This window comes from Acidovorax sp. GW835-FHT14G06 (assembly GCF_058793595.1).
Genome location: NZ_JBXAGA010000002.1, coordinates 383,072 through 406,873 on the forward strand (window position 1 = coordinate 383,072; position 23,802 = coordinate 406,873).

The window sequence follows — 23,802 nt, forward strand, 5'->3', positions numbered from 1 at the left end:
CCCGCACGCCTGGCAACCGGGGCGTGCACCAATGAAAAGGACCGTGTGATGATGAAAAACACTACCAAATTGATAGCTGCCAGTGCATTGATCGCCTGCGCAAGCGCCGCTTTTGCCCAAAATACATCGGCCCCTGAGCTGCGCAATGTGGTGCAGCTGTCGGCCACGGGCACGGTGGAGGTGCAGCAAGACCTGCTGGTGCTCAACCTTGCCACCAGCAAAGAGGCCGCCGATGCCGCTACCGTGCAAACCCAACTCAAGCAGGCGCTGGATGCTGCACTGACTGAGGCCAAGCGCAATGCGCAGCCCGGACAGCTGGACGTGCGCACCGGTCCGTTCGGGCTGTACCCGCGCTACGGCAAGGACGGCAAGATCAACGGCTGGCAGGGCCGGGCCGAGCTGGTGCTCGAGGGCCGCGACTTTGCGCGCATCACGGCCACCGCTGGCAAGATCCAGACTCTGTCCATCAGCCAGGTGGCATTTGGCCTGTCGCGCGAGGCCCGCGCCAAGGTGGAGTCCGAGGCCCAGACCCAGGCCATCGAGCAGTTCAAGGCCCGTGCGGCCGAGCTGGCCAAAGGCTTTGGATTTGCCAACTACAGCTTGCGCGAAGTGGCGGTGAACAGCAATGAAATGTCGCCCGGCCCCCGGCCCCGCATGATGGCCGCCGAGGCCAAGGCGGCGTCGTTCTCGGACTCTGCCGTGCCGGTGGAGGCGGGCAAGGCTCAGGTCATTGTGAACGTGTCGGGCTCGGTGCAGATGCGCTGAGACCTCTGAGCCCCCTGAGTCACTGGGTGTGCCCTGTTTGAAGTAAAAATGGCTGCAAGCGCCAGTGCAATAAGCGCTGGCAGCTATCAAAAGCAGAGCGATTGCTCAGCGCCGGCTTACTGCGCAGCCCAGCCGCCATCCATGTTCCACGCCACGCCACGCACGTTGTTGGCTGCGGGGGAGCAGAAGAACACGGCCAGCTCGCCCAGCTCTTCGGGCGTGGTGAACTGCATGGAGGGCTCCTTTTCGCCCAGCAGCAGCTTCTTGGCTTCTTCGTTGGAGATGCCGTGTTCGGCGGCCTTGGCGTCCACCTGCTTTTGAACCAGCGGCGTCAGCACCCAGCCGGGGCAGATGGCGTTGCAGGTCACGCCGGTGGTGGCGTTCTCCAGCGCGGTGACCTTGGTCAGGCCCACGATGCCGTGCTTGGCGGCCACATAGGCAGACTTCTGCGCTGATCCCACCAGACCGTGCACCGACGCCACATTGATGATGCGGCCCCAGTTGGCGCTCTTCATCGCAGGCAGGGCCAGGCGCGAGGTGTGGAAGGCGCTGGTCAGGTTGATGGCGATGATGGAGTCCCAGCGTTCGACGGGGAAGTTCTCCACATTGGCCACATGCTGGATGCCCGCGTTGTTGACCAGAATGTCCACGCGGCCGAACTGGCTGGCGCTGTACTTCATCATGTCTTCGATGTCGGCCACGCGGCTCATGTCGGCGCCGTGGTAAGCCACCTGGGCACCGGCGGCCTCGCCGGCAGCCAGCACCTCGGCGCGGGGGCCATCCACATCGCCAAAGCCGTTGAGCACGATATTGGCGCCCTGGCGCGCCAGGGCCTTGGCGATGCCAAGACCAATGCCGCTGGTGGAGCCGGTGACGAGGGCAGTTTTGCCTTTCAGCATGGGAGTCTCTCCGAATGAATTACGATGCAACGCAAGAAAAAGTCGGCACTCAAGGGCAACCTACGGGTGCCAACGACCACGGCATTATCGAGCGCTGCCCCCGGATTTCGCACCCATGATTGAACCTACGCTGAACTACGTACTGTGCCCAGGCCCTGCGGCCTCGCCGGAGACCCCAGACCGTGCGCCCGCGTCGGCACAGCAGCACCGCATGGCGTACTGGGAGTGGAATGCCACGGGCGATGCAGCGCACCCGCATGTCATCGTCTGCGTTCACGGCCTGTCGCGCCAGGGGCGGGATTTTGATACCCTGGCACGCGTGCTGAGTCAGCATGCACGGGTGGTCTGCCCCGACGTGGTGGGCCGTGGCCGCAGCGACTGGCTGGCCGACCCCATGGGCTACCAGATTCCGCAATACGCGGCCGACATGCTGTCAATGGTGGCGCAATTGCACCAGCAAGCCCCCATCACCACGCTGGACTGGGTGGGCACGAGCATGGGCGGGCTCATCGGCATGGGCATCACCGGCCAGCCGGGCCTTCCCTTGCCGGTGCCTGTGCGTCGGCTGGTGCTGAACGATGTGGGGCCCGTCATTCAGTGGCAGGCGCTGCAGCGCATCGGCCAGTACCTGGGGCAGCCCGCCCGGTTTGCTTCGCTGCAGCAGGCGGCCGAAGCGATGTGGGCCATCTCCACCAGCTTTGGCCCCCACACGCCCGCCCAGTGGCTGGAGCTGTCGCGTGCCATGGTGCGTGAGTTGCCGCAGCCCGCTGGAGGCGGCCTTGCGCTGCACTATGACCCGGCGATTGCCGTGCCTTTCAGGACGCTCACGCAGGAAGCTGCGGCAGCGGGCGAGGCGGCACTGTGGCAGCTGTATGACCACATCACGGCCCAGACACTGTTGCTCCGTGGTGCGCAGTCTGATCTGCTCTCGCGCGAGACAGCGCTGGCCATGGAGCAGCGCGGTCCCCTTGCCCGCGTGGTGGAGTTTGAGGGTGTGGGCCACGCACCCACGCTGGTGGCGCCTGACCAAGTGGGTGCAGTCACTGATTTCTTGCTGGCAGCAGAAGGCACTGTGGCCGGATGAAAACCAACCCCCCTGCACCAGCATCTCTTATCCCCCAGGCCGACGCTGTCCCCCAGCTCATCGCCGCCACGGCGCACACCCTGCCCGAGCAGGTGAACGCGCTGGCCCGGGCGCGCGCGTTTGCCGAGCCCTTGATGGCGGGCGAAACGCTCGACTCCGGTGAGAACACGCTGGCCCACGCCGATGCCGTGGCCGCCATACTCAAGGGCATTGGCGGCTCCGAGGCCATGCAGGCCGCCAGCTATCTGGTGCATGCCTGCGTCCATCTGAACAAACCCGAAGAGGTGATTGCCAAGGCCTTTGGCGCCAATTTTGCGGCGCTGGCGGTGGAGACCACCAAGCTGATGCGCGTGCAGCAGCAGGCCCGTGCGGCTGCGCCGCTGGACGACCCGGCCGTGCAGACGGAGAACGTGCGCAAGATGCTGCTGGCTTTCTCGCGCGACCTGCGTGTGGTGATGCTGCGGTTGGCCTCGCGCTTGCAGACGCTGCGTTTTCATGCCGCCAGCAAGCGCCCCGTGTCGCCCAGCCTGGCGCGCGAGTCGCTGCAGGTGTTTGCGCCGCTGGCGAACCGCCTGGGTATCTGGCAGGTGAAGTGGGAGCTGGAGGACCTGTCCTTCCGCTTCCTGGAGCCCGACACCTACAAGGAAGTGGCCCGCCTGCTCGACGAAAAGCGGGGCGAGCGCGAGGTCTACATGGAGCAGCTGCGCGCGCGGCTCGAATCCGACCTGCGTGCGCGCAGCATCAGCGCCACCGTGGCGGGCCGCCCCAAGCACATCTACAGCATCGTCAAGAAGATGCGTGGCAAGTCGCTCAACTTCGACCAGGTGTTCGACATCCGCGCGCTGCGTGTGGTGGTGCCCACGGTGAAGGACTGCTACGCCGCCCTGAGCTGGGTGCATGAGCAGTTCAAGCCCATCGTGGAGGAGTTTGACGACTACATCGCCAAGCCCAAGCCCAACGGCTACCAGTCGCTGCACACCATCGTGCGGGACGACAACGGCAAGCCCATCGAGATCCAGATCCGCACCCAGGCCATGCACGAACACGCCGAGCATGGCGTGGCAGCGCACTGGGCGTACAAGGAGGCGGGTGCCAAGGGTTATGCGGGCGTCTCTGCGACGGGCGAGTACGACGCCAAGATCGCCGTGCTGCGCCAGCTGCTGGCGTGGGAGCGGGACCTTGCGGGCGCGTTGCCCAACCGGGGCTTGTTCGAGGACCGCATCTACGTGTTGACCCCCGATGCCGCCGTGGTGGAGCTGCCCCAGGGCGCCACCCCGGTGGACTTTGCCTACTCGGTCCACACCAGCCTGGGCCACCGCTGCCGGGGCGCCAAGGTCGATGGTGTGATGGTGCCGCTCAATACCCCGTTGCAAAACGGGCAGACGGTCGAAATCTCCACCGTCAAGGAAGGGCGCCCCTCGCGCGACTGGCTCAATGCCGAGCTGGGCTATCTCACCAGCAACCGCGCCAAGGCCAAGGTGCGTGCCTGGTTCAACGCACAGGCCACGCACGAGACAGTGGCCCGGGGTCGCGAGGCCGTGGAGAAGCTGCTGCAGCGCGAGGGCAAGACCGCCATCAAGCTCGACGATCTGGCGGTGCAACTTGGCTTCAAGTCGGCCGACGCGCTGTTTGAGGTGGTGGGCAAGGACGAGTTTTCGCTGCGCAACATCGAAACGGTGCTGCGCCCGCCCGAGCCCGTGCTGCAGCCTGACGACTATCTGCTGCTCAAGAAAACACGCACCAACGACGCGGCCCCCAAGGGCGGTGTGCTGGTGGTGGGCATCGACTCGCTGATGACTCAGCTGGCCAAGTGCTGCAAGCCCGCGCCGCCGGACACCATCCGTGGCTTTGTCACGCGCGGCAAAGGGGTGAGCGTACACCGTGCCGACTGCAGCAACTTCCGCGAGATGGCGGCACGCAATGCCGAGCGTGTGATCGAGGTGGAGTGGGGCGTGCCCAAGCCATCGGCATCCACAGCGGTGTACCCGGTGGACGTTGCGGTGGAGGCCGCCGACCGCCAGGGCCTGCTGCGCGACATCTCGGAAGTGTTCGCCCGTGAAAAAACCAATGTGATCGGTGTGCAGACGCAGTCCGTCAAAGGCACGGCGTGGATGACCTTCACGGTAGAAGTGTCCGACTCAGGCCGTCTGAACAAGGTGCTGGGCATCGTGGCTGGGGTGCATGGCGTTCGTTCTGCCCGCCGCCGTTGAGGCGAGGCGCGCGCGGGCCTTGCCTGTGAGCCCGCTTCGCGCGCGTTGTGTGATTTGTAGCGTGCTGTGCCCGAGGGGGCGATTTTTATGGCTATAATCGTGGTCTTGATAACGACAGGCGCGTAGCTCAGCTGGTTAGAGCACCACCTTGACATGGTGGGGGTCGTTGGTTCGAGTCCAATCGCGCCTACCAAGTTTTTCGCTGAAAGAAACCAGCTTTCAGATTTTAGAAAACTTGGCAATGACACCGCTGCAGGTGTTCACACAGCAAGCCACCGCAAGGTGGCTTTTTTTGTTTCTGCTTCTCTGTCACCTCACCGGGGGCTGTTGTTGGGGAGGGGCAGGCGGCTGCACTACATACGACGCTTGGCGCACCAGTCACCCGCGCGACACTCGGGTGCCTTGCATCATCAGGGTATTCCTTTGCCGTTGCGGCTCAGCAGTCTCCCTAGAATGTGCTGCACTGCAATACATGGGTTTTGAGCCCGAGGAGTTCGTTGTGTCCGAACCGAAAACCGCTGCGTCCAAATCGGCCCAGCGCGTCATCAAGAAGTACCCCAACCGCCGTCTGTACGACACAGACACCTCCACCTACATCACGCTGGCCGAGGTGCGCCAGCTGGTGATGGACCACCAGAACGTGGTGGTGCGCGACGCCAAGACGGGCGAAGACCTCACGCGCAGCATTCTGCTGCAGATCATTCTGGAAGAGGAGGCCGGCGGTGCGCCCATGTTCACCGAGGCGGTGCTGGCCAACATCATCCGGTTCTATGGTCATGCCATGCAGGGGTTCATGGGCGCGTACCTGGAGAAGAACGTGCAGGCCTTCACCGATGTGCAAACCAAGCTGGCCGAGCAGTCGCAAAGCGTGACGCCCGAGATGTGGGCGCAGTTCATGAGTCTGCAGTCGCCCATGCTCAAGGGCATGATGGGCAACTATGTCGAACAGTCGCAGACCATGCTGGCGCAGATGCAGGAGCAGATGCAAAAACAGACGGAGCAGATGCTGGGCGCGTTTGGACTGAAGAGATAACCCCCTGCAGCGCTGCCAGAGCGCGGTGGCCACTGGCTTGGGCAGCGCCGGTTACGCAGGTTGCAGGGAGTGGCAAACGTTGCCATGAATCGGCAACCCACCCGCTCAACGCCGGAACTGGGACAATAGGGGGATATGAGCGAAGCAATTGCCCCCACCAAAACACCCAAAGTCGGATTCGTCAGCCTGGGCTGCCCCAAGGCGCTGACCGATTCCGAGCTGATCCTCACGCAGCTAAGCGCCGAGGGTTACGAAACCTCCAAGACCTTCCAGGGCGCAGACCTGGTCATCGTCAACACCTGCGGCTTCATCGACGATGCCGTGAAAGAAAGCCTGGACACCATTGGCGAAGCCTTGGCCGAGAATGGCAAAGTCATCGTCACCGGCTGCCTGGGTGCCCGCACGGGTGACGATGGTGGCAACATGGTGCGGCAGATGCACCCCAGTGTGCTGGCCGTGACCGGGCCCCACGCCACGCAAGAAGTGATGGACGCCGTCCACCTGAACCTGCCCAAGCCCCACGACCCGTTCGTGGACCTGGTGCCCGGCAGCTTTGGCATTGCGGGCATCAAGCTCACGCCCAAGCACTACGCCTACCTCAAGATCAGCGAGGGCTGCAACCACCGTTGTACCTTCTGCATCATCCCGTCCATGCGCGGTGACCTGGTGTCGCGGCCCATTGGCGATGTGCTCAGTGAGGCCAAGGCCTTGTTTGAAGGTGGCGTGAAGGAATTGCTGGTGATCAGCCAGGACACCTCGGCCTACGGTGTGGACGTGAAGTACCGCACGGGCTTCTGGGACGGCAAGCCGGTCAAGACCCGGATGCTGGAGCTGGTTCAGACGCTGGGTGAGATTGCGGAACCCTACGGCGCCTGGGTGCGCCTGCACTACGTGTACCCATATCCCAGCGTGGATGAAGTCATCCCGTTCATGGCGACGGGCAAGGTGCTGCCGTATCTGGACGTGCCTTTCCAGCACAGCCACCCAGACGTACTCAAGCGCATGAAGCGCCCCGCCAGTGGCGAGCGCAACCTGGAGCGCATCCTGCGCTGGCGCGAAGCCTGCCCCGAGCTGGTCATTCGCAGCACGTTCATTGCGGGCTTTCCGGGCGAGACGGAAGAAGAGTTCCAGCACCTGCTGGACTTCGTGCGCGAGGCACAGATTGATCGTGCGGGCTGCTTTGCCTACAGCGATGTGAATGGCGCCGCTGCCAACGAACTGCCCGGCATGCTGCCGATGGAGGTGCGCGAAGAGCGCCGTGCCCGCTTCATGGCGGTGGCCGAAGAGGTGTCGATTGCGAGACTGCAACGCCGGGTGGGTGCCACCATGCAGGTGCTGGTGGATCACGCTCCCGCTCTGGGGCGCAAGGGCGGTGTGGGCCGCACCTATGCGGATGCGCCCGAGATCGACGGCACCGTGCAGCTGCTGCCGCCCGAGAAGATCAGCAAGCAGCTCAAGGTGGGTGAGTTCACCAAGGCACGTATCGTGGGCGTGCAGGGACACGACCTTGTAGCGCAACCTATCTGATTGCTATTGAATTCATAGCGTTAGACCCATGCAGCATTAGCGCATTGGCGCTGAACCATGAAAAAAGGCTTCCCGAGGGAAGCCTTTTTCTTGGGGGATCTCCTGTGAGGGAGAGAAGGCAGCGAGCCCTTGCCGCCCTTAGACGCGCTTGCGGTATTCGCCAGTGCGGGTGTCGATTTCGATCTTGTCGCCTTGGCTGACGAAGAGGGGCACGGGCACTTCGAAGCCGGTGGCGATCTTGGCAGGCTTCATGACCTTGCCGGAGGTGTCGCCCTTGACGGCGGGTTCCGTCCAGGTGATTTCGCGCTCGACGCTGGTGGGCAGTTCGACCGAGATGGCCTTGCCGTCATAGAACACCACTTCCACGGTCATGCCGTCTTCCAGGTAGTTCAGCGAGTCGCCCATGTTTTCGGCTTCCACTTCGTACTGGTTGTACTCGGTGTCCATGCACACGTACATGGGGTCGGCAAAGTAGGAGTAGGTGCACTCCTTCTTGTCCAGGATCACGTTGTCGATCTTGTCGTCGGCCTTGAACACGACTTCGGTGCCGAAGTTGCCGATCAGGCTCTTGAGCTTCATGCGCACGGTGGCTGCACCGCGGCCGCCGCGGGCGTATTCGGTCTTCAGGACCACCATCGGGTCCTTGCCGTGCATGATGACGTTGCCGGCGCGGATTTCTTGAGCGATTTTCATAGCAAGTTGCTTGGGTTGGGGCCGCTCAACGCGCGAGCTGGCAAACCTCCTGGTTTGCGCGCCGGTGCATGTTCTGCGGCGAAAGTGCGCAGGGCGGGGGCACTGACATGCCGCGCCTGATTTGCGCAAAGCCTCGGATTTTACCGTTTTTCGGCGACAAAGCCCAAAAGTTGTGCGACGAGGTTGTCCTGCGTCAGCAGGCGCGCACGGGCAGCTTGGGTGCATGCGGTCCACTCTGCCAGGGTGTTGTCGTCCGGCCATTGCAGCGGCACGGCGTCCAGCCCGTTCCAGGTAGCGTGGAACTGCCGCAGCGACGCAGGGGCCTGCAGCCAGTCCAGAAACGCCCAGAGCTTGTCGTGGTGGGCGTTGTCGTGCTGCGGGTAGATGTGCCAGACAAAGGCCTGGCCAGCCCACAGAGCACGCACCAACGAGTCCTCGCCTCGCACCGCGTTGAAGTCGCAAGCCCAGAGCATTGCGTCGAACGCAGCCTGGGGCCGGTGAGGCAGGTAGGACAAGGACAGCAGCCCTCGCTGGTCATGCTGTTGCTGGCCCCCTTCGGTGCCCTGGGCGGGCTCGGCCAGGGCCGCCCGCACAGCAGCGGCCGGTCGGCCAGGCGTGACCAGCAGCTCCGTGGGCTGCAGCGCACATTGTTGAAGCATGTTGGTCAGTGCTGGGGGCTCGTAGCAGAACAGCGACACCCAGCGTCTTCCCGGTGCTTCATCATCCAGGCCAAACAGGGCCCGGTGCTCAACGCGCCATGCGCTGCGGTCAAACGCCTCGCGCTGCACCATCAGATGGGGCTCGCGCAGCAGACCGCCGGTGCCGGTGGTGAAGCCAGGGTAAAAAAACCAGCGTGTCCACCCCGATGCCGGGCCGGACAGAATGGGGGACGGCAGGCGGTGGGTGCGCTCTACATAGGCCTCTGCAGACAGGTATTCCAGGTTGATCCAGACGGGTTTTGAACGGTTTTGGCCAGAAGCGCTAGTGGAAACTGCGCTATATGCTATGAATTCAGGAGCAATATCGCAGCCGAAGGCCTCTACCATCACGTCGGGCTTGGGCTCTTGCGGGCCCGGTGGCGGCGCGCCCCAGGGCCGCACATCCACCCCTGGGCAACCCCCGGGGGCCATCCATTGCAGCGCCGAGGCTTCGTCCACCCACAGGCGCACGCGGTGGCCCAGAGCGGCCAGCTGCGCCACCAGGCGCCAGCACACGCCGATGTCGCCAAAGTTGTCGATCACGCGGCAGAAAACATCCCACTGAAGGGGGGGGTGGTCGGGGGTCATGGTGTGGTGGGCTGCGTGCGCAAGTGGTCCACCAGCAGCCGGGCCACCGTGGAGAGGGATTCTTCTGACCGCACACACAGCGACAGGCGGCGGTGGGCCCAGGGCTCGTTCAGGGTGACGGTGCGGATCTGCAGTGCGCCCTGGTACAGCCGCGCACTGCCGCGCGGCATCACACCCACACCCAGCCCGGCGTTGACCATGAGGCACAGCGCGTCGTAGCTGGTCACCTGCATGCGCAGCCGCAGCGGCAGCCCCGCTTCGGCCGCAGCGCGGGTGAGCTGGTTGTTGATGGCGCTGTTGGGGTGGGCGCCCACAAAGTCGTAGGAGAGGGCTTCGGCCAGCCGCACGGACTTGCGCCGCGCCAGCGCATGGCCGGTGGGCACCACCAGCACCAGCTCGTCGGTGCGGTAGGGGAGCAGCGTCACACGCTCGCCGTAGTGACCTTCGTTCAGGATGCCCACGTCGGCTGCGTTCTCGGCCACTGAATGGGCAATCGCACTGCTGATCTGCTCCTGCAGCCGCACATCCACCTGCGGGTGTTGCGTCAGAAAGCTCTGCAGCTCAGCCGGCAAAAACTGAGTGATGGCCGAGATGTTGGCCACCACGCGCACATGGCCGCGCACCCCCGTGCCGTACTCGCGCATCTGGGAGGCGATGCCGTCCAGGTCGTTCAGCACGCCGCGCGCGAGGTTCAGCAGCGCAAACGCGGCAGCGGTGGGCTCGGTGCCCTTGTTGCTGCGCATGAACAGGCTCACGCGCAGGGCGTCTTCCAGGTCGGCCAGGCGGCGGCTCACGGCCGATGCGGCAATGTGCTCGCGCGCGGCGGCGGCAGCGATGGTGCTTTCTTCCATCACGGCCACAAACAGGCGCAGGGAGACGGGATCCAGTTTCATGGGGGCCTGATGGTAGCAAGCGGCACAGCTGCCATGCCGGTTTGCGATGGCATCTTGTTGCTTGAGCGATTTACGGCCCTGCTTGCACTGCGCATCATTCGCGCCGAGCCGCCCCAGCGTGGGGCTGGACGCAGCAGACAACTCCACCCATGGATTCCATTGCTTCCCCCTCCGCCTTGCAAAATGTGCGCGTCATCGAAATGGGCCAGCTCATCGCCGGCCCCTTCTGTGGCAAGACGCTGGGCGAGTTTGGCGCCGACGTGATCAAGATCGAGGCCCCCGCGGACCCGAGCCGACCCGGTGCGTCGGGCGGCGACCCGCTGCGCAACTGGCGCCTGATCAAGGAAGGCACCTCCGTCTGGTGGCAGGTGCAGTCGCGCAACAAGCGCTCGGTGGCGCTGGACCTGCGTCAAAAGGAAGGCCAGGACATTGCGCGTCAGCTGATTGCCGAGGCCGATGTGCTGGTCGAGAACTTCCGCCCCGGCACGCTGGAAGGCTGGGGCATGTCGCCCGAAGAGCTGCATGCGCTCAACCCCGGCCTGGTCATGCTGCGAATATCGGGCTACGGCCAGACGGGGCCGTACCGCGACCTACCCGGCTTTGGCGCCATCGGCGAGGCCATGGGCGGCCTGCGCCACCTGACGGGTGAGCCCGGCCGCGTGCCGGTGCGCGTGGGGGTATCGATTGGTGACACGCTGGCGGCGCTGCACGGCACCATTGGCGTGCTCACAGCGCTGTACCACCGCAAGGTCAACGGCGGCAAAGGCCAGGTGATTGACGTGGCGCTGCATGAGGCGGTGTTCAACGTGATGGAGAGCCTGATCCCTGAATACAGCGCCTTCGGCGCGGTGCGCGAGGCTGCGGGCAGTGCGCTGCCGGGCATTGCTCCGAGCAACGCCTACCCCTGCACCGACGGCTGGGTGCTGGTGGCGGGCAATGGCGACAGCATCTTCAAGCGGCTGATGGAGGCCATTGGCCGCGCAGACCTGGGCGCCGCGCCCGACCTGGCCAACAACACAGGCCGCGTGGCCCGCGTGGAAGAGATCGATGCCGCTATTGGCGACTGGAGCGCGCAGCGTACCGTGCAGCAGGTGTTGGACGTCTTGGGCGCCGCGCGTGTACCTGCAGGCAAGGTTTACACCGCCAAGGACATTGCCGAAGATCCGCACTACCGCGACCGCGACATGCTGCTGACGCAGCAGACGCGCGATGGCTACAGCGTGGAGGTGCCGGGCATCGTGCCCAAACTCTCGGCCACTCCCGGCACCATCCGCAGCAGTGCGCCGCACTTGGGCGATGACACCGATGCGGTGCTGGCCGAGGCGGGTCTCACCGTCGAACAGATTGCACTGCTGCGCAGCAAGGGAGTGATTCAATGAGTGCATCCAACTCGGTGTGGCAGGGCGCAAACCGCCGCATTCACATGCAGGAGGTCGGCCTGCGCGACGGTCTGCAGATGGAAAAGGCCTTTGTGCCCACAGCCGACAAGATCGCGCTGTGCAACGCATTGTCGGCAGCGGGCCTGTCCAAGATCGAGGTGACTTCATTCACCTCGCCCACGGCCATCCCGGCGCTGAAAGATGCCGAGATCGTGATGCGCGAGATCACGCGCCGCCCCGGTACCGTCTACACCGCGCTGGTGCCCAATCTGCGCGGGGCCGAGCGCGCCATCGAGTCGCGTACGGATGAACTCAACCTTGTGATGTCGGTGAGCGCCACCCACAACCTGGCCAACCTGCGCATGACGCAGGAGCAATCGTTTGCGGCGCTGGCGCAGGTGGTGGCGCTGGCGCAGGGTGCCAACGTGGCGGTGAATGTGTCGCTGTCGTGTGTATTCGGCTGCCCCATGGAAGGCGATGTAGCCCAGGCCAATGTGTTCGGCTGGGTGCAGCGTTTTGTGGATCGGGGCGTGCGCGGCATCACGCTGTGCGACACCACGGGCATGGCCTACCCCACGCAGGTGCACCAGCTCACGGCGGCAGCCCGCGCGCGTTGGCCTGCAGTGGCGTTCACGCTGCACTTCCACAACACGCGCGGCATGGGGCTGGCCAATGTGCTGGCGGCCATTGATGCAGGTGCGGACCGGTTTGACGCTTCGCTGGGTGGCTTGGGCGGTTGCCCCTATGCGCCGGGCGCCAGCGGCAATGTGTGCAGCGAAGAGGTCGTGCATGCGCTGGCGCTGATGGGCTATGACACGGGCGTGGACCTGGTGCAACTTGTGGCGGCGGCGCAGCAGCTGCCTGCGTTGATTGGCCACGACATTCCGAGCCAGATCGCCAAGGCGGGCCCGCGCCTGGCACTGCACCCGGTGCCTGCGGATTTCGAAGCCATCCGCGAAAGGGCGCTGTCCCGCTGACTACGGGTGAGCCTGCATCCCCCCATAACAACAGGAGACAAGAGCCATGACATTTCAAACTACGCTGTCCCGCCGCGCCTTTGCCGCTGCCGTGTTGTGCTCAGCTGCTTTTGCCGCAGGCGCGCAGGACAAGTACCCGTCCAAGCCCGTCACCGTGGTTGTGCCCCAGGCTGCGGGTGGCGCCAACGACGCCATTGCGCGAGTGCTGGCACAAAAGCTCGGCGAGCAACTGGGCCAGAGCGTGATTGTGGAAAACCGCCCTGGTGCAGGTGGCACCCTTGCCACGGGCACCACGGCCCGCGCGCGCAATGATGGCTACACCCTGCTGCTGACGGCCGACAGTGCCCATGTGATTGGCCCTGCGCTGTACAAGAACCCGGGCTTTGACCCGGTGAAGGACTTTGCGCCTGTGGCGCCCGTGGCCACCGCAGGCTATGTGCTGGTCGCGCACCCGTCTTTTCCCGCCAATAACGTGGCCGAGCTTGTGAATTTGGCCAAGGCCAGCCCTGGCAAGTATTCGATCGCCTCGGCAGGCAACGGCACGCTGAACCATCTGATTGGCGAAATGCTGCAAAAGGCGGCGGGCATCCAGCTGCAGCACATCCCTTACAAGGGCTCGGCGGCTGCGGCCACCGATGTGGTGGGCGGGCAGGTGCCGCTGTCGGTGCAAAGCCTGCCGTCGGCCATTGCGTTCATCAAGGCGGGCAAGCTCAAGGTGCTGGGCGTGGTCAATGAAAAGCGCGTGGCGGCCTTGCCTGATGCGCCCACCATTGGCGAGACGATCAAGGGCTTTGGCCAGGCGCCCTGGTATGCGCTGTTTGCCCCGGCCGGTACGCCCGCGCCCATCGTGGCGCAGCTGCAGGCCGAGGTGGCCCGCGCGCTGGAGCACAAGGACGTGGTGGACAAGCTGGCCACCGTGGGCTGCGAGCCCTTCAAGGGCTCGGCGGCGCAGCTGGCGGTGCTGGTGCAGTCTGACCTGCCCAAGTGGAGCCGCGTGGTCAAGGACACCGGTGCCACGGTGGATTGAGCGGTGCAGGGCTGTCGAGCCCTGCTGCTTTGTTTTTGATATTCAAACCTTTCACAACAACGACAACGGAGACATCGCTTTCATGAAAACCACCCGCAAACAGTTCACCACCCTGGCCCTTGCCGCACTGGCCACGGGCTTTATCGGCCACGCCGCAGCGCAGGGCGCCTACCCGTCCAAAAACGTCACCATGGTGGTGCCTACCGCCGCCGGTGGCACCACGGACCTGTCGGCCCGCATGCTGGCGCAGGCCTTGGCGCCGGTGCTGGGCCAGGCGGTCATCGTGGACAACAAGGGCGGGGGCAACGGCAACATTGCGGCCAGTGCCGTCAAGCGGGCCGAGGCCGATGGCTACACGCTGCTGATGCAGTACTCGGGCTACCACGTCATCTCGCCCCACATCACCAAACAAAAGCAGTGGGAGCAAGGCGACTTCCAGCCCGTGGCCAATGTCATCTCGGCCCCGCAGATCATCGTGGTGCGGGCCGACCTGCCGGTGAAAACGCTGCCCGAGTTGATTGCCTATGCCAAGGCCAACCCCGGCAAGCTCAACTACGCCTCGTCGGGCAACGGCTCGCTGCAGCACGTGACCGGTGCCATGCTGGAGCAGCAGGGCGCCATCAAGATGGTCCATGTGCCCTACAAGGGCACAGGCCCGGCGCTGCAGGACCTGCTGGGCGGCCAGGTGGACCTGACCTTTGGCACTGCACCGCCGTTCATGCCCCACATCGCCAGCGGCAAGCTGCGCGTGCTGGCCGTGACGGGCAAGCAGCGCCTGCCCAGCCTGCCCGATGTGCCCACCACCGCCGAGGCGGGCTACCCCAAGGTCGATGCCACCTCGTGGTTTGCGGTGTTTGCCCCCGCCGCCGTGCCCAAGACCGTGGTGGACAAGCTCACGGCCGACATCCGCACCGTGGTGCAGAACCCGGCCTTCCAGCAAAAAGCGCAGGAGCAGGGCGCCACGGCCGACTACCAGACCCCTGCGCAGCTGGGTGACAAGGTGAAGGCCGATCTGGCCAACTGGGCCATGGTGGTGAAGACCTCGAAGATCGAGGCGGAGTGATCCTGGGTACGGTGCTTTTTTGATCAAAATGGCTGCAAGCGCTGGTTGAATATGCGCTGGTAGCTATTTATTTGATAGTGAATGGGGCAAGCCGCGCCCGGGGCCACAATACGCGCCATGTCCCATTCCGAAGAACTCCTCGCCCAGGTGGCTGCGCTGCCCACGCTGCCGGGCGTGTACCGCTATTTCGACACGCAGGATGCGCTGCTGTACGTGGGCAAGGCGCTCAACCTCAAGCGCCGTGTGTCAAGCTATTTCCAGAAGAACCATGGTGGCACCCGCATCGGCCACATGGTCAGCAAGATCGTGCGCATGGAAACCACGGTGGTGCGCTCCGAGGCCGAGGCGCTGCTGCTGGAAAACAACCTGATCAAGACGCTGAACCCCAAGTTCAACATCTTGTTCCGCGACGACAAGAGCTACCCGTATCTCAAGATCACCGGCACGCCGGGCGCCCACACACGGGGCGATGTGCCAGGGCAGGTGTTTCCGCGCATGGCTTACTACCGGGGCGCGGTCGATAAAAAACACCGCTACTTTGGTCCGTACCCCAGCGCCTGGGCCGTCAAGGAAACCATCCAGCTCTTGCAAAAGGTGTTCCGGCTGCGCACCTGTGAAGACACGGTGTTTGCCAACCGCACACGACCCTGCCTGCTGTTCCAGATCAAGCGATGCACCGGCCCGTGTGTGGACTTGATCTCGCCCGAGGCCTATGCCGCCGACGTGTCGCATGCGGAAGCTCTGTTGCGCGGCGAAACGCAGGAGGTGCTGCAAGCCATGGAGGCGCGGATGATGGCGCACTCGGACAAGCTGGAGTTTGAGCAGGCTGCCGAGGTGCGCAACCAGATCCAGGCGCTGTCGCGCGTGCTGCACCAGCAGTCCATCGAGACGGTGGATGACAAGGATGTGGACATCCTGGCGGTGCGCGTGCAAGGTGGCCGCGCCTGCGTGAACCTGGCCATGGTGCGCGGTGGCCGCCACCTGGGCGACCGGCCGTACTTTCCAGTGCATGTCGAGGACGCTGCGGCGGTGTTTGAGGAAGAAGGCGCAGAGGGCGCGGATGAAGCGGTGACCAGCCCCTCGCGCCCCGCGCGCCCCGTGGAGGCCTTGGTACTGGAGGCCTTCATTGCCCAGCACTACATCGGCGTGCCCGTACCGCCGTTGCTGGTGACCAGCGTGCCAGTGGACAAGGCGTTGCTGGACGCGCTGACCGAACAGAGCGGCTTGCGCGTGAGTGCCATCCACCAGCCGCGCGAACAGCGCCGTGCCTGGCTGGACATGGCGCAGAAAAACGCCGACCTGCAACTGGCCCGTCTGCTGGCCGAGGAGGGCTCGCAGCAGGCCCGCACGCGGGCGCTGGCCGAGGCGCTGGATCTGCCGTCCGAAGACCTGGACCTGCTCACCATCGAGTGTTTCGACATCTCGCACACGGCAGGCGAATCCACCCAGGCGTCGTGTGTGGTGTTCCACCACCACAAGATGCAGAGCAGCGAATACCGCCGCTACAAGATCGACGGCATCACCGGCGGCGACGACTACGCCGCCATGCGCCAAGTGCTCACGCGCCGCTATAGCAAGGTGGTGGAGGCACAGCGCGCGGAGGGGGGTATCGACTTTGCCGCCCCGGACGCCGAAGCAGGTGCCCCCATCCGCAAAGGGGCTGCGCGCTTGCCCGACCTGGTGCTCATCGACGGTGGCAAGGGCCAGGTGGGCGTGGCGCGCGAGGTGTTCACCGCGCTGGGGCTGGATCTGACCCGCATCGTGGGCGTGGAAAAGGGCGAGGGCCGCAAGGTGGGCCTGGAAGAGCTGGTGTTTGCCGATGGCCGCGAGAAGGTCTACTTGGGCAAGGACTCTGCCGCGCTCATGCTGGTGGCGCAGATCCGCGATGAGGCCCACCGGTTTGCCATCACCGGCATGCGGGCAGCACGGGCCAAGGTGCGCGTGGGGGGCGGGCAACTGGAAGAAATTGCGGGGGTGGGACCCAAGAAGCGAGCGCGACTGTTGCAACGTTTTGGCGGGGTGCGTGGTGTGGCGTCCGCGAGTGTGGAAGACCTTGTTACTGTGGATGGCATCTCGCATGAATTGGCAGAAGAAATTTACAAAGCATTGAGATAAGCCCCCTGTGTCGTTCCACGGCCGCGTCGTGACACAATCGCCGCCATGTTCTGGACTATCCCCACCTTGATGACCTGGACGCGCATCGTCGCGATACCTTTGATCGTGGGGGTGTTCTACGCACCGCTGGACCCGGCCACGCGCAACCTCATTGCCACCGTGCTGTTCGTGGTGTTCGCGGCCACCGACTGGCTGGACGGCTACCTGGCCCGCAAGCTCAATCAGACCTCGTCCTTCGGTGCTTTCCTGGACCCGGTGGCCGACAAGTTTCTCGTGTGTGCGTCGCTCCTGGTGCTGGTGCACCTGCAACGTGCCGACGTGTTTGTGGCCCTCATCATCATCGGCCGCGAGATCGCGATCTCGGCCCTGCGCGAGTGGATGGCGCAGATCGGCGCCAGCAAGAGCGTGGCCGTGCACATGATCGGCAAGGTCAAGACCACGGTGCAGATGCTGGCCATCCCCTTTCTGCTGTACGACGGGCGCCTGTTCGGCGTGATCGATACCGGCGTGTGGGGCACCTGGCTCATCTGGGCCTCGGCGGTGCTCACGGTCTGGTCGATGGTGTACTACCTGCAGAAGGCCTTGCCTGAGATCCGGGCACGCGTCAAATAGGTTTCAAGTCTTTGATGCCTGGAGCGTTGGATCAATAAGCACAGGCAGCTATATTTTCAGGAGCATCTGAATGGCGAAGCATCGCATTGCAGTCATTGCCGGTGACGGCATTGGCAAAGAGGTCATGCCCGAGGGGCTGCGCGTTTTGGACGAGGCCGCCCGCAAGTTTGGCATCGACCTGCACTTCGACCACTTCGACTTTTCGAGCTGGGACTATTACGAAAAGCACGGCAAGATGCTGCCCGACAACTGGAAGGACCAGATCGGCGGTCATGAGGCGATTTACTTCGGCGCCGTGGGCTGGCCCGAGAAGATTGCCGACCATGTCTCGCTTTGGGGATCGCTGCTGCTGTTCCGCCGAGAGTTCGATCAGTACATCAACCTGCGCCCCGCGCGCCTCATGCCTGGCGTGATCGCCCCCGTGGTGCGCCGTGACGGCAGCCCGCGCCTGCCCGGCGAGATCGACATGCTGATCGTGCGCGAGAACACCGAAGGCGAATACTCCAGCATCGGTGGCCGCATGTACGAAGGTACCCCGCGCGAGATCGTGATGCAGGAGACAGTGATGTCGCGCCACGGCGTGGACCGCGTGCTCAAGTTTGCGTTTGAACTGGCCCGGTCGCGCCCCAAGAAGCACCTGACCAGCGCCACCAAGTCCAACGGCATTGCCATCACCATGCCCTACTGGGACGAGCGCGTGGCCGAGATGGCCAAGGCCTACCCCGATGTGACGGTGGACAAGTTCCACATCGACATCCTCACCGCCCACTTCGTGCAGCGGCCCGACTTCTTTGATGTGGTGGTTGCCAGCAACCTGTTTGGCGACATCCTTTCGGACCTGGGGCCCGCTTGCACGGGCACCATCGGTATCGCACCCAGCGCCAACCTCAATCCCACGCGCACCATGCCGTCGCTGTTTGAGCCGGTGCATGGCTCGGCGCCCGACATCGCGGGCAAAGGCATCGCCAACCCCATCGGGCAGATCTGGTGCGGCGCAATGATGCTGGACTTCCTGGGTTATCGCGCCGCGCACGACGCTGTGCTGGCCGCCATCGAAGCCGTTTTGCAACCCGGCAGTGGTGCCCCTCGCACCCCGGACCTGGGTGGCACAGGCGGCACTCAGGATGTGGGCAAAGCCATCGCTCAGGCACTCGCTGCTCGTTGAGTACGGCTGGCTGCGGGGTGTCAATACGGAATGCTGCCCATACGGCGTGTTTGAGACAAAAACGCCCGCCAAGCCCTGTCGCAGCGTCAAATACGACTAGAATTCAAAACAACGCTGACGCAAAACAGCGTGTTGTATTGACACTCTGAAACTCGATGGCTTTAATCTGATGCAGCAGCCACTGCTGTGTATGCCAGTCGTTCCCCCGCCTGTTCTCCACCAGCCCACGGCTGTGCTTTCAGGCGTGTGAAGACCAGATATCCTCGAGACATTCCATTAACTCTTTTCCGAGAGGCTTCTTGTGAACAAAACCGAATTGATTGAGCACATCGCTACCAACGCCGACATCTCCAAGGCCGCTGCTGCGCGTGCCCTGGAATCCACGATCGAGGCTGTCAAGAAGACTCTCAAGAAGGGCGGCACCGTGTCGCTCGTCGGTTTCGGTACCTTCGCTGTGGGCAAGCGTGCTGCCCGTACCGGTCGCAATCCCCGCACTGGCGCTACGATTAAAATCAAAGCTGCTAAAGTTCCGAAGTTCCGTCCTGGCAAGGCATTGAAAGATGCCTTGAACTGAGGATCAGTTTAGGTGGGGTCCTTAGCTCAGTTGGTAGAGCGGCTCCTTTACACGGAGTAGGTCGGCGGTTCGAGACCGTCAGGACCCACCATCACCGAACAAAGGCGAACGCAAGTTCGCCTTTTGTTTTTTGCCTTCTGAAAGATCGACCATGTTTGAATCCATCCGCAAGCACTCCAAGATCGTGATGATCTTCTTGTTCTTGCTGATCATTCCTTCGTTTGTGCTGGTAGGCATCGACAGCAACTATTTCTCTGAAAAGAGCCCTGTGGTAGCACGTGTCGACGGCAACAACATCAAGCAGACGGACTGGGACAATGCCCATCGCATGGAGACAGACCGTATTCGCGCCCAGTCTCCCACGGTCGATCCCAAGTTGCTGGACTCGCCCAGTGCCCGGTATGCCACGTTGGAGCGCCTGGTGCGCGACCGTGTGCTGGCGGCTGCTGCGCAAAAGATGCACCTTGTGACCAGCGACGCGCGTCTCGCCCGTAGCTTGCAGGAGATTCCCGCGATTGCTGGACTCAAGCGCCCTGACGGGACCTTGGACGCCGATGCCTACCGCGCCCTGGTTGCTGCACAAGGTCTGACGCCCGAAGGTTTTGAAGCCAATGTGCGCCGCGACATCTCGGTGAACCAGGTGATGGGCGGTGTGATGAGCACTGCGTTTGGCTCCGATACACAGGTCAAGCTCGCGCTCGACGCTTTGTATGAGCGCCGCGAGATCCAGGTGGCCCGATTCAACGCTGCCGACTTCGCCAGCAAAGTCACCCCCATGGATGCAGACCTGGAGGCCTACTACAAGGCCCATCCCGCCCAGTTCCAGCAACTGGAACAAGCAGCCATCGAATATGTGGTGCTGGACCTCGACAGCGTGCGCGCTTCCATCACCCTTGGCGAGGACGACCTGCGTACCTACTACAAGGAGAATGTGGCTCGCATGACGGCAAAGGAAGAACGCCGCGCCAGCCATATCCTTGTCAACGCAGCCAAAGACGCGTCCGCTGCGGACCGCGAAAAAGCCAAGGCACGCGCTACCGAACTGCTGGCCCAGGTGCGCAAGGCTCCCGGCAGTTTTGCTGATGTGGCCAAGAAATCTTCCGATGACAAGGGCTCGGCCGTTGCGGGAGGCGACCTGAACTTCTTCGCCCGGGGTGCGATGGTCAAGCCATTTGAGGAGGCTGCTTTCGCTCTGAAAAAGGGCGAGATCAGCGACTTGGTGGAAACCGAGTTTGGTTATCACATCATCCAGCTCACCGATATCAAGACACCTCGCCAGCCCACGTTTGAAGAACTGCGCCCCACCATGGAGGCTGAACTCAAGCAGCAGCAGGCCCAGCGCAAATTTGCCGAAGTGGCAGAGTCTTTCACCAACGGTGTGTATGAGCAGGCAGATAGCCTCCAGCCCGTGGCCGACAAGCTCAAGCTCAAGATCCAGATCGCCAAGGGCGTGACGCGGACCCCTGCTGCAGGTGCCAAGGGGGCTTTGGCCAATGCCAAGTTCCTCGAAGCACTTTTTGCCACAGACTCGCTGCAAAACAAGCGCAACACCGAGGCCGTGGAGGTAGGCCCCAGCCAGATGGCTGCCGGCCGTGTCACCACCTACACCCCCGCGCTGACGCTGCCCTATGACGAAGTGAAGGCCCGTGTCCGCAGCTTGTATGTGGCTGAAAAATCCGCCGAACTGGCTCGCAAGGAAGGCGAGGCCAAACTTGCTGCGTGGAAGGCGGATCCCTCGTCCGCGACAGGTCTGGCAGCCGCCGCGGAAGTCTCGCGTGAACAGACCCAGAACTTGCCTCGCGCTTTGATCGACGCAGCTCTGCGTGCTCCCACCGAGGCGCTGCCAGGCTGGACGGGTGTGGATCTGGGTGCTGCTGGTTATGCTGTGGTCAAGGTCAACCGTGTAGTGCCGCGGCAGGCTCCGGATGCACAGCGTGCGCAGCAAGAGCGCCAACAATACGTGCAATGGCTGGCGACGGCTGAGGGGTTGGCTTACTATGAACTGCTCAAGCAGCGCTTCAAAGTCCAGATCAAGGTACCACGTCCCGAAGCTGCGACGGCAGTCACTGCAGAAAATTAAGCGATTTGATGTCCGGGGGTAAAATACCGGGCTATAATACAAAGCTACGGTGGCTGTAGCTCAGTTGGTAGAGTCCAGGATTGTGATTCCTGTTGTCGTGGGTTCGAGCCCCATCAGCCACCCCAAAATAGCAAAGCGCTGCAACAGAAATGTTGCAGCGCTTTTTGCTTTGGGGCATGGGTTGCTGTCTTGCATTTATGCCTGTGCGGCGTTGCTTGCCAAAGGCTTCTTTCTCCATCACTGCGCTACCTTTTACGCACCAGGGCCCCGCACGGCGCATACTGCATGCTCCACCTTTGGGAGTTTCTGATGAGCCTTGTGATTCGCGACGCGTCGCCCAGTGAAAAGCGCGGTAACGCCATGTCTGCGGCCTTGGCCAAGGAGCAACTGCAATACGCCGTCCAGATCGTGCGCGACGTGTTGCCGCAAAGTGCTGGCGATGCGGCACTGATCGGCGCCGTGGTGCAGGCCATTGCCATGAATTACGCCGCTGTGCCGCAGCCCAACCGTTAAGTGCGGTGCGCGACTACGTTCATGGGCCATCGCCACTCAGCCAGCGCGCGCATCTTCTGGCTGTTCCACTCTGGTCAGAATGGTTCGGTTTGTATGAACGGGGAGATTGAACCCGGAGGAGTTCACATAGCGCCTTGAAAACCGCATCAATGCTGGGTTTCATATTTTCGATTTAGAAAAGTACCGTCAAAAGTACCGTCATTTGTGAAAGTGTCCCCGTGTCGCACACTCCCCACACGTCGGCCGGGCTACGCGTTTGATTGCTTTCAAACAGGTGCATTTTTCTGCGCGTGAGGAACTGCGGGGTGTCGTGAAGTCCGGTAACCTAGACTTTTGCTACCCCCCGCGTTCCCGCACAGCACGCCAGACAACTTGTAGGCGGCTGCATGAATCCTCACGCTCTGGCTGCAATCGGCCAAGAGCAGACGTTCACCCACTCATTGAGGAGAAGGCATGGAGCGCTGGGAAGTTATGGAGCGCAGAGTTCTCATTGCAGTAGGCATCGTCTTGGTTTCTCTCTCTGCCTGGCTTGTGATGGATGGGGAGAGAGCCTTCTTCGCAATACTGCTGGCTCCCATTATTTTCTGGGTCTTCTGGCAGGCGTTCTTTGAAGACAAGTTTGGCTCCAACGAGCCTGTCTCTGGGGCAGAGCGCCTTATGCAGGGGACGTTTCTCTGGGCGAGGCGCCTAGTTATTGGAGGCATTGCATTGGTACTTGCCGCAATGGCCTTCAAGTTGGCGCGAGATGGCATGGGTCTCACGACGATTCTTCTCCCCGCCGTGCTTTCCCTGATTGCAGGCTGGGTTTCCATTTTTGGCGCTGGAAGGTCGAAATCGATGTCCGACGATCTGCAAATCCACCGCGAACGTCAAAAGCGCTATCGCAAACCCTAACTTCGGCTTAGAGCCCGATAGCGTCTCTCGCCGTGGGGCAGAATTCCGCCAGAAGCGGACATCGATTGAATGCAGAAGCAGAAGCAGAAGCAGAAGATAACCCGTACCGGACGAAAGTTAAGCGCTCTCGTGTGCCTCGGTGTTGGCGGCATTTTCTGGTGGATTTGCTGGATGGAGAACCGCGCAGGCATTGGTCTGTTCATCTTTTCGATCTGCGCCGCCATTGCGCTCTACTTGGTATGCGCAAGTGACGACAGACTCAAGAACACCCCTTGGTGGATGTTTTGGTGACGTCCGCTCTGGGCCCGCTAGCGCCCCTCGCCGTGGGGCAGAATCCGGCTAATAGCAGACCTTCGCATTCTTTATGACGCTCGTATCCGTTTTTTTCGCTTCGGTGGTTCTTTGGATAGTTGTCGGAGCAGTCTGGCTCCTTCCCCAAAAGCTGAAGCTGATGAAGCGGCTCGGACACCTGAATGCATATCAAATCATTCAGCTTGGCAAAGAGGGTGATGCCGAAGTGCAGAGCCTACGTAGGAAGGGCTGGTGGTGGATTGCTATTGGAATGACTGCACTCCTGCCCCAGCTCATCGTTCTGAACATCATCAAGGCAACGAGCAACTAAGGGGCAAACTTTTTTGTCTCGGCTACGCTCTTGACTTCCGCTTTGGGCCCAAAGCGGATAGTCAACGCCTTGGTTACAGAGCAAAAATACGTCCGGCCATGGCCGCAAAGAACGCTGCAAGGTTAACGGTAAGTAAGGCGAATAGCGTCCGCCGAAATCTGAACCCTGACAAGGCGCACACGAGCAGTGTTGCACTAACGGAGAGGAGAAACGCACCACCGGTGTACGCGGCTACTCCGTGCAGAACGTTAACCTGTAAAGGGGCGCTACGCGATCCTCCCTCGGCAAGTTCTCCGGTTTGCAAGGCGATGACTCCTGCACTACCCGACATAGCGGCGAGCATAAGAAGGATCGCTTTCCCGCCTATCCGCTCAAATGCCGACGATGGCCT

The 23,802-nt window shown here is 62.8% G+C and carries 22 protein-coding genes and 3 tRNA genes; 21 read left to right on the top strand and 4 right to left on the bottom strand.

Features of this window, described 5'->3' with window-relative positions:
• The first annotated feature begins 51 nt into the window (after positions 1-51).
• Complete coding sequence (locus AC1Q64_RS04340; protein ID WP_492250583.1) at positions 52-765, top strand: SIMPL domain-containing protein; 714 nt, start codon at positions 52-54, stop codon at positions 763-765.
• 116 nt (positions 766-881) lie between these two features.
• Here the strand turns inward: AC1Q64_RS04340 and AC1Q64_RS04345 are convergent, their stop codons facing one another.
• Positions 882-1,664, bottom strand: coding sequence for a 3-hydroxybutyrate dehydrogenase (locus tag AC1Q64_RS04345; RefSeq protein ID WP_060986609.1), 783 nt, complete (start codon positions 1,662-1,664; stop codon positions 882-884).
• Positions 1,665-1,779: 115 nt separating this feature from the next.
• On the opposite strand from AC1Q64_RS04345, the gene AC1Q64_RS04350 reads away from it, so the two are divergent.
• The 5 genes from AC1Q64_RS04350 to rimO all read left to right on the top strand — a co-directional run bounded on the left by AC1Q64_RS04350 (position 1,780) and on the right by rimO (position 7,518).
• Positions 1,780-2,748 carry an alpha/beta fold hydrolase gene (locus AC1Q64_RS04350; protein ID WP_492250584.1) on the top strand — a complete coding sequence of 323 codons (969 nt, stop codon included), beginning with the start codon at positions 1,780-1,782 and terminating at the stop codon, positions 2,746-2,748.
• A complete protein-coding gene (locus AC1Q64_RS04355) occupies positions 2,745-4,958 on the top strand; it encodes a RelA/SpoT family protein (RefSeq protein ID WP_492250585.1) in 2,214 nt (737 codons plus the stop codon). The genes AC1Q64_RS04350 and AC1Q64_RS04355 overlap by 4 nt, the downstream gene beginning before the upstream one ends.
• A gap of 116 nt (positions 4,959-5,074) precedes the next feature.
• Positions 5,075-5,151 (top strand) — tRNA-Val (locus tag AC1Q64_RS04360).
• Positions 5,152-5,430: 279 nt separating this feature from the next.
• Positions 5,431-5,991 (top strand): polyhydroxyalkanoate synthesis repressor PhaR, encoded by a 561-nt coding sequence (phaR, locus tag AC1Q64_RS04365; RefSeq protein ID WP_056064204.1) that lies wholly within the window; start codon positions 5,431-5,433, stop codon positions 5,989-5,991.
• A 135-nt stretch (positions 5,992-6,126) separates the two neighbouring features.
• Positions 6,127-7,518: a 30S ribosomal protein S12 methylthiotransferase RimO gene (rimO, locus tag AC1Q64_RS04370; protein ID WP_492250586.1), complete on the top strand. Its 1,392-nt coding sequence runs from the start codon at positions 6,127-6,129 to the stop codon at positions 7,516-7,518.
• Between the two features lie 138 nt (positions 7,519-7,656).
• Here the strand turns inward: rimO and efp are convergent, their stop codons facing one another.
• From efp to AC1Q64_RS04385, 3 genes are all read right to left on the bottom strand, one after another.
• A complete protein-coding gene (gene efp, locus AC1Q64_RS04375; protein WP_008906801.1) occupies positions 7,657-8,211 on the bottom strand; it encodes an elongation factor P in 555 nt (184 codons plus the stop codon).
• Between the two features lie 140 nt (positions 8,212-8,351).
• On the bottom strand, positions 8,352-9,497 hold the full coding sequence (gene earP, locus AC1Q64_RS04380; RefSeq protein ID WP_492250587.1) for an elongation factor P maturation arginine rhamnosyltransferase EarP: 1,146 nt from the start codon (positions 9,495-9,497) through the stop codon (positions 8,352-8,354).
• Complete coding sequence (locus AC1Q64_RS04385) at positions 9,494-10,390, bottom strand: LysR family transcriptional regulator (RefSeq protein WP_492250588.1); 897 nt, start codon at positions 10,388-10,390, stop codon at positions 9,494-9,496. Before AC1Q64_RS04385 ends, earP begins: the two co-directional genes overlap by 4 nt.
• A gap of 149 nt (positions 10,391-10,539) precedes the next feature.
• Here AC1Q64_RS04385 and AC1Q64_RS04390 point away from each other — a divergent pair, with 149 nt between their 5' ends.
• The 15 genes from AC1Q64_RS04390 (at position 10,540) to AC1Q64_RS04460 (ending at position 23,411) form a co-directional block, all read left to right on the top strand.
• Entirely contained in the window at positions 10,540-11,769 is a 1,230-nt protein-coding gene (locus AC1Q64_RS04390) for a CaiB/BaiF CoA transferase family protein (RefSeq protein WP_492250589.1), read from the top strand.
• Positions 11,766-12,746 carry a hydroxymethylglutaryl-CoA lyase gene (locus AC1Q64_RS04395; RefSeq protein ID WP_492250590.1) on the top strand — a complete coding sequence of 327 codons (981 nt, stop codon included), beginning with the start codon at positions 11,766-11,768 and terminating at the stop codon, positions 12,744-12,746. The genes AC1Q64_RS04390 and AC1Q64_RS04395 overlap by 4 nt, the downstream gene beginning before the upstream one ends.
• Before the next feature lie 46 nt (positions 12,747-12,792).
• Entirely contained in the window at positions 12,793-13,773 is a 981-nt protein-coding gene (locus AC1Q64_RS04400) for a Bug family tripartite tricarboxylate transporter substrate binding protein (RefSeq protein ID WP_492250591.1), read from the top strand.
• An 82-nt stretch (positions 13,774-13,855) separates the two neighbouring features.
• Entirely contained in the window at positions 13,856-14,836 is a 981-nt protein-coding gene (locus AC1Q64_RS04405; RefSeq protein ID WP_492250592.1) for a Bug family tripartite tricarboxylate transporter substrate binding protein, read from the top strand.
• Between the two features lie 117 nt (positions 14,837-14,953).
• Positions 14,954-16,951, top strand: coding sequence for an excinuclease ABC subunit UvrC (gene uvrC / locus AC1Q64_RS04410; protein WP_492250593.1), 1,998 nt, complete (start codon positions 14,954-14,956; stop codon positions 16,949-16,951).
• Between the two features lie 45 nt (positions 16,952-16,996).
• The gene (gene pgsA / locus AC1Q64_RS04415; RefSeq protein ID WP_492250594.1) at positions 16,997-17,563 is read left to right on the top strand and encodes a CDP-diacylglycerol--glycerol-3-phosphate 3-phosphatidyltransferase; all 567 of its coding nucleotides are present in this window, start codon (positions 16,997-16,999) and stop codon (positions 17,561-17,563) included.
• A 70-nt stretch (positions 17,564-17,633) separates the two neighbouring features.
• Complete coding sequence (locus tag AC1Q64_RS04420; RefSeq protein WP_492250595.1) at positions 17,634-18,728, top strand: tartrate dehydrogenase; 1,095 nt, start codon at positions 17,634-17,636, stop codon at positions 18,726-18,728.
• Positions 18,729-19,029: 301 nt separating this feature from the next.
• Positions 19,030-19,302 (top strand): HU family DNA-binding protein, encoded by a 273-nt coding sequence (locus AC1Q64_RS04425; protein WP_008906675.1) that lies wholly within the window; start codon positions 19,030-19,032, stop codon positions 19,300-19,302.
• A gap of 15 nt (positions 19,303-19,317) precedes the next feature.
• Positions 19,318-19,393: transfer RNA gene (locus AC1Q64_RS04430), tRNA-Val, on the top strand.
• 60 nt (positions 19,394-19,453) lie between these two features.
• Positions 19,454-21,382 carry a SurA N-terminal domain-containing protein gene (locus tag AC1Q64_RS04435; protein WP_492250596.1) on the top strand — a complete coding sequence of 643 codons (1,929 nt, stop codon included), beginning with the start codon at positions 19,454-19,456 and terminating at the stop codon, positions 21,380-21,382.
• Between the two features lie 49 nt (positions 21,383-21,431).
• A tRNA-His gene (locus tag AC1Q64_RS04440) sits at positions 21,432-21,507 on the top strand.
• 184 nt (positions 21,508-21,691) lie between these two features.
• Positions 21,692-21,895 carry a hypothetical protein gene (locus AC1Q64_RS04445; RefSeq protein ID WP_056064167.1) on the top strand — a complete coding sequence of 68 codons (204 nt, stop codon included), beginning with the start codon at positions 21,692-21,694 and terminating at the stop codon, positions 21,893-21,895.
• Between the two features lie 453 nt (positions 21,896-22,348).
• On the top strand, positions 22,349-22,789 hold the full coding sequence (locus AC1Q64_RS04450) for a hypothetical protein (protein ID WP_291438380.1): 441 nt from the start codon (positions 22,349-22,351) through the stop codon (positions 22,787-22,789).
• A 69-nt stretch (positions 22,790-22,858) separates the two neighbouring features.
• Positions 22,859-23,080: a hypothetical protein gene (locus AC1Q64_RS04455; RefSeq protein WP_492250597.1), complete on the top strand. Its 222-nt coding sequence runs from the start codon at positions 22,859-22,861 to the stop codon at positions 23,078-23,080.
• Positions 23,081-23,153: 73 nt separating this feature from the next.
• Positions 23,154-23,411, top strand: a complete 258-nt coding sequence (locus AC1Q64_RS04460) for a hypothetical protein (protein ID WP_110959664.1) — start codon at positions 23,154-23,156, stop codon at positions 23,409-23,411.
• The last annotated feature ends 391 nt before the right edge of the window (positions 23,412-23,802 follow it).

Bases quoted from the DNA above. Each gene is read 5' to 3' on its own strand.
- AC1Q64_RS04460 (WP_110959664.1), top strand. From the start codon at position 23,154: ATGACGCTCGTATCCGTTTTTTTCGCTTCGGTGGTTCTTTGGATAGTT.
- AC1Q64_RS04420 (WP_492250595.1), top strand. From the start codon at position 17,634: ATGGCGAAGCATCGCATTGCAGTCATTGCCGGTGACGGCATTGGCAAA.
- AC1Q64_RS04340 (WP_492250583.1), top strand. From the start codon at position 52: ATGAAAAACACTACCAAATTGATAGCTGCCAGTGCATTGATCGCCTGC.
- AC1Q64_RS04400 (WP_492250591.1), top strand. From the start codon at position 12,793: ATGACATTTCAAACTACGCTGTCCCGCCGCGCCTTTGCCGCTGCCGTG.
- AC1Q64_RS04355 (WP_492250585.1), top strand. From the start codon at position 2,745: ATGAAAACCAACCCCCCTGCACCAGCATCTCTTATCCCCCAGGCCGAC.
- rimO (WP_492250586.1), top strand. From the start codon at position 6,127: ATGAGCGAAGCAATTGCCCCCACCAAAACACCCAAAGTCGGATTCGTC.
- uvrC (WP_492250593.1), top strand. From the start codon at position 14,954: ATGTCCCATTCCGAAGAACTCCTCGCCCAGGTGGCTGCGCTGCCCACG.
- efp (WP_008906801.1), bottom strand. From the start codon at position 8,211: ATGAAAATCGCTCAAGAAATCCGCGCCGGCAACGTCATCATGCACGGC.
- AC1Q64_RS04455 (WP_492250597.1), top strand. From the start codon at position 22,859: ATGCAGAAGCAGAAGCAGAAGCAGAAGATAACCCGTACCGGACGAAAG.
- pgsA (WP_492250594.1), top strand. From the start codon at position 16,997: ATGTTCTGGACTATCCCCACCTTGATGACCTGGACGCGCATCGTCGCG.
- earP (WP_492250587.1), bottom strand. From the start codon at position 9,497: ATGACCCCCGACCACCCCCCCCTTCAGTGGGATGTTTTCTGCCGCGTG.
- AC1Q64_RS04395 (WP_492250590.1), top strand. From the start codon at position 11,766: ATGAGTGCATCCAACTCGGTGTGGCAGGGCGCAAACCGCCGCATTCAC.
- AC1Q64_RS04385 (WP_492250588.1), bottom strand. From the start codon at position 10,390: ATGAAACTGGATCCCGTCTCCCTGCGCCTGTTTGTGGCCGTGATGGAA.
- AC1Q64_RS04390 (WP_492250589.1), top strand. From the start codon at position 10,540: ATGGATTCCATTGCTTCCCCCTCCGCCTTGCAAAATGTGCGCGTCATC.
- AC1Q64_RS04350 (WP_492250584.1), top strand. From the start codon at position 1,780: ATGATTGAACCTACGCTGAACTACGTACTGTGCCCAGGCCCTGCGGCC.
- AC1Q64_RS04345 (WP_060986609.1), bottom strand. From the start codon at position 1,664: ATGCTGAAAGGCAAAACTGCCCTCGTCACCGGCTCCACCAGCGGCATT.
- AC1Q64_RS04435 (WP_492250596.1), top strand. From the start codon at position 19,454: ATGTTTGAATCCATCCGCAAGCACTCCAAGATCGTGATGATCTTCTTG.
- AC1Q64_RS04445 (WP_056064167.1), top strand. From the start codon at position 21,692: ATGAGCCTTGTGATTCGCGACGCGTCGCCCAGTGAAAAGCGCGGTAAC.
- phaR (WP_056064204.1), top strand. From the start codon at position 5,431: ATGGGTTTTGAGCCCGAGGAGTTCGTTGTGTCCGAACCGAAAACCGCT.
- AC1Q64_RS04450 (WP_291438380.1), top strand. From the start codon at position 22,349: ATGGAGCGCTGGGAAGTTATGGAGCGCAGAGTTCTCATTGCAGTAGGC.
- AC1Q64_RS04405 (WP_492250592.1), top strand. From the start codon at position 13,856: ATGAAAACCACCCGCAAACAGTTCACCACCCTGGCCCTTGCCGCACTG.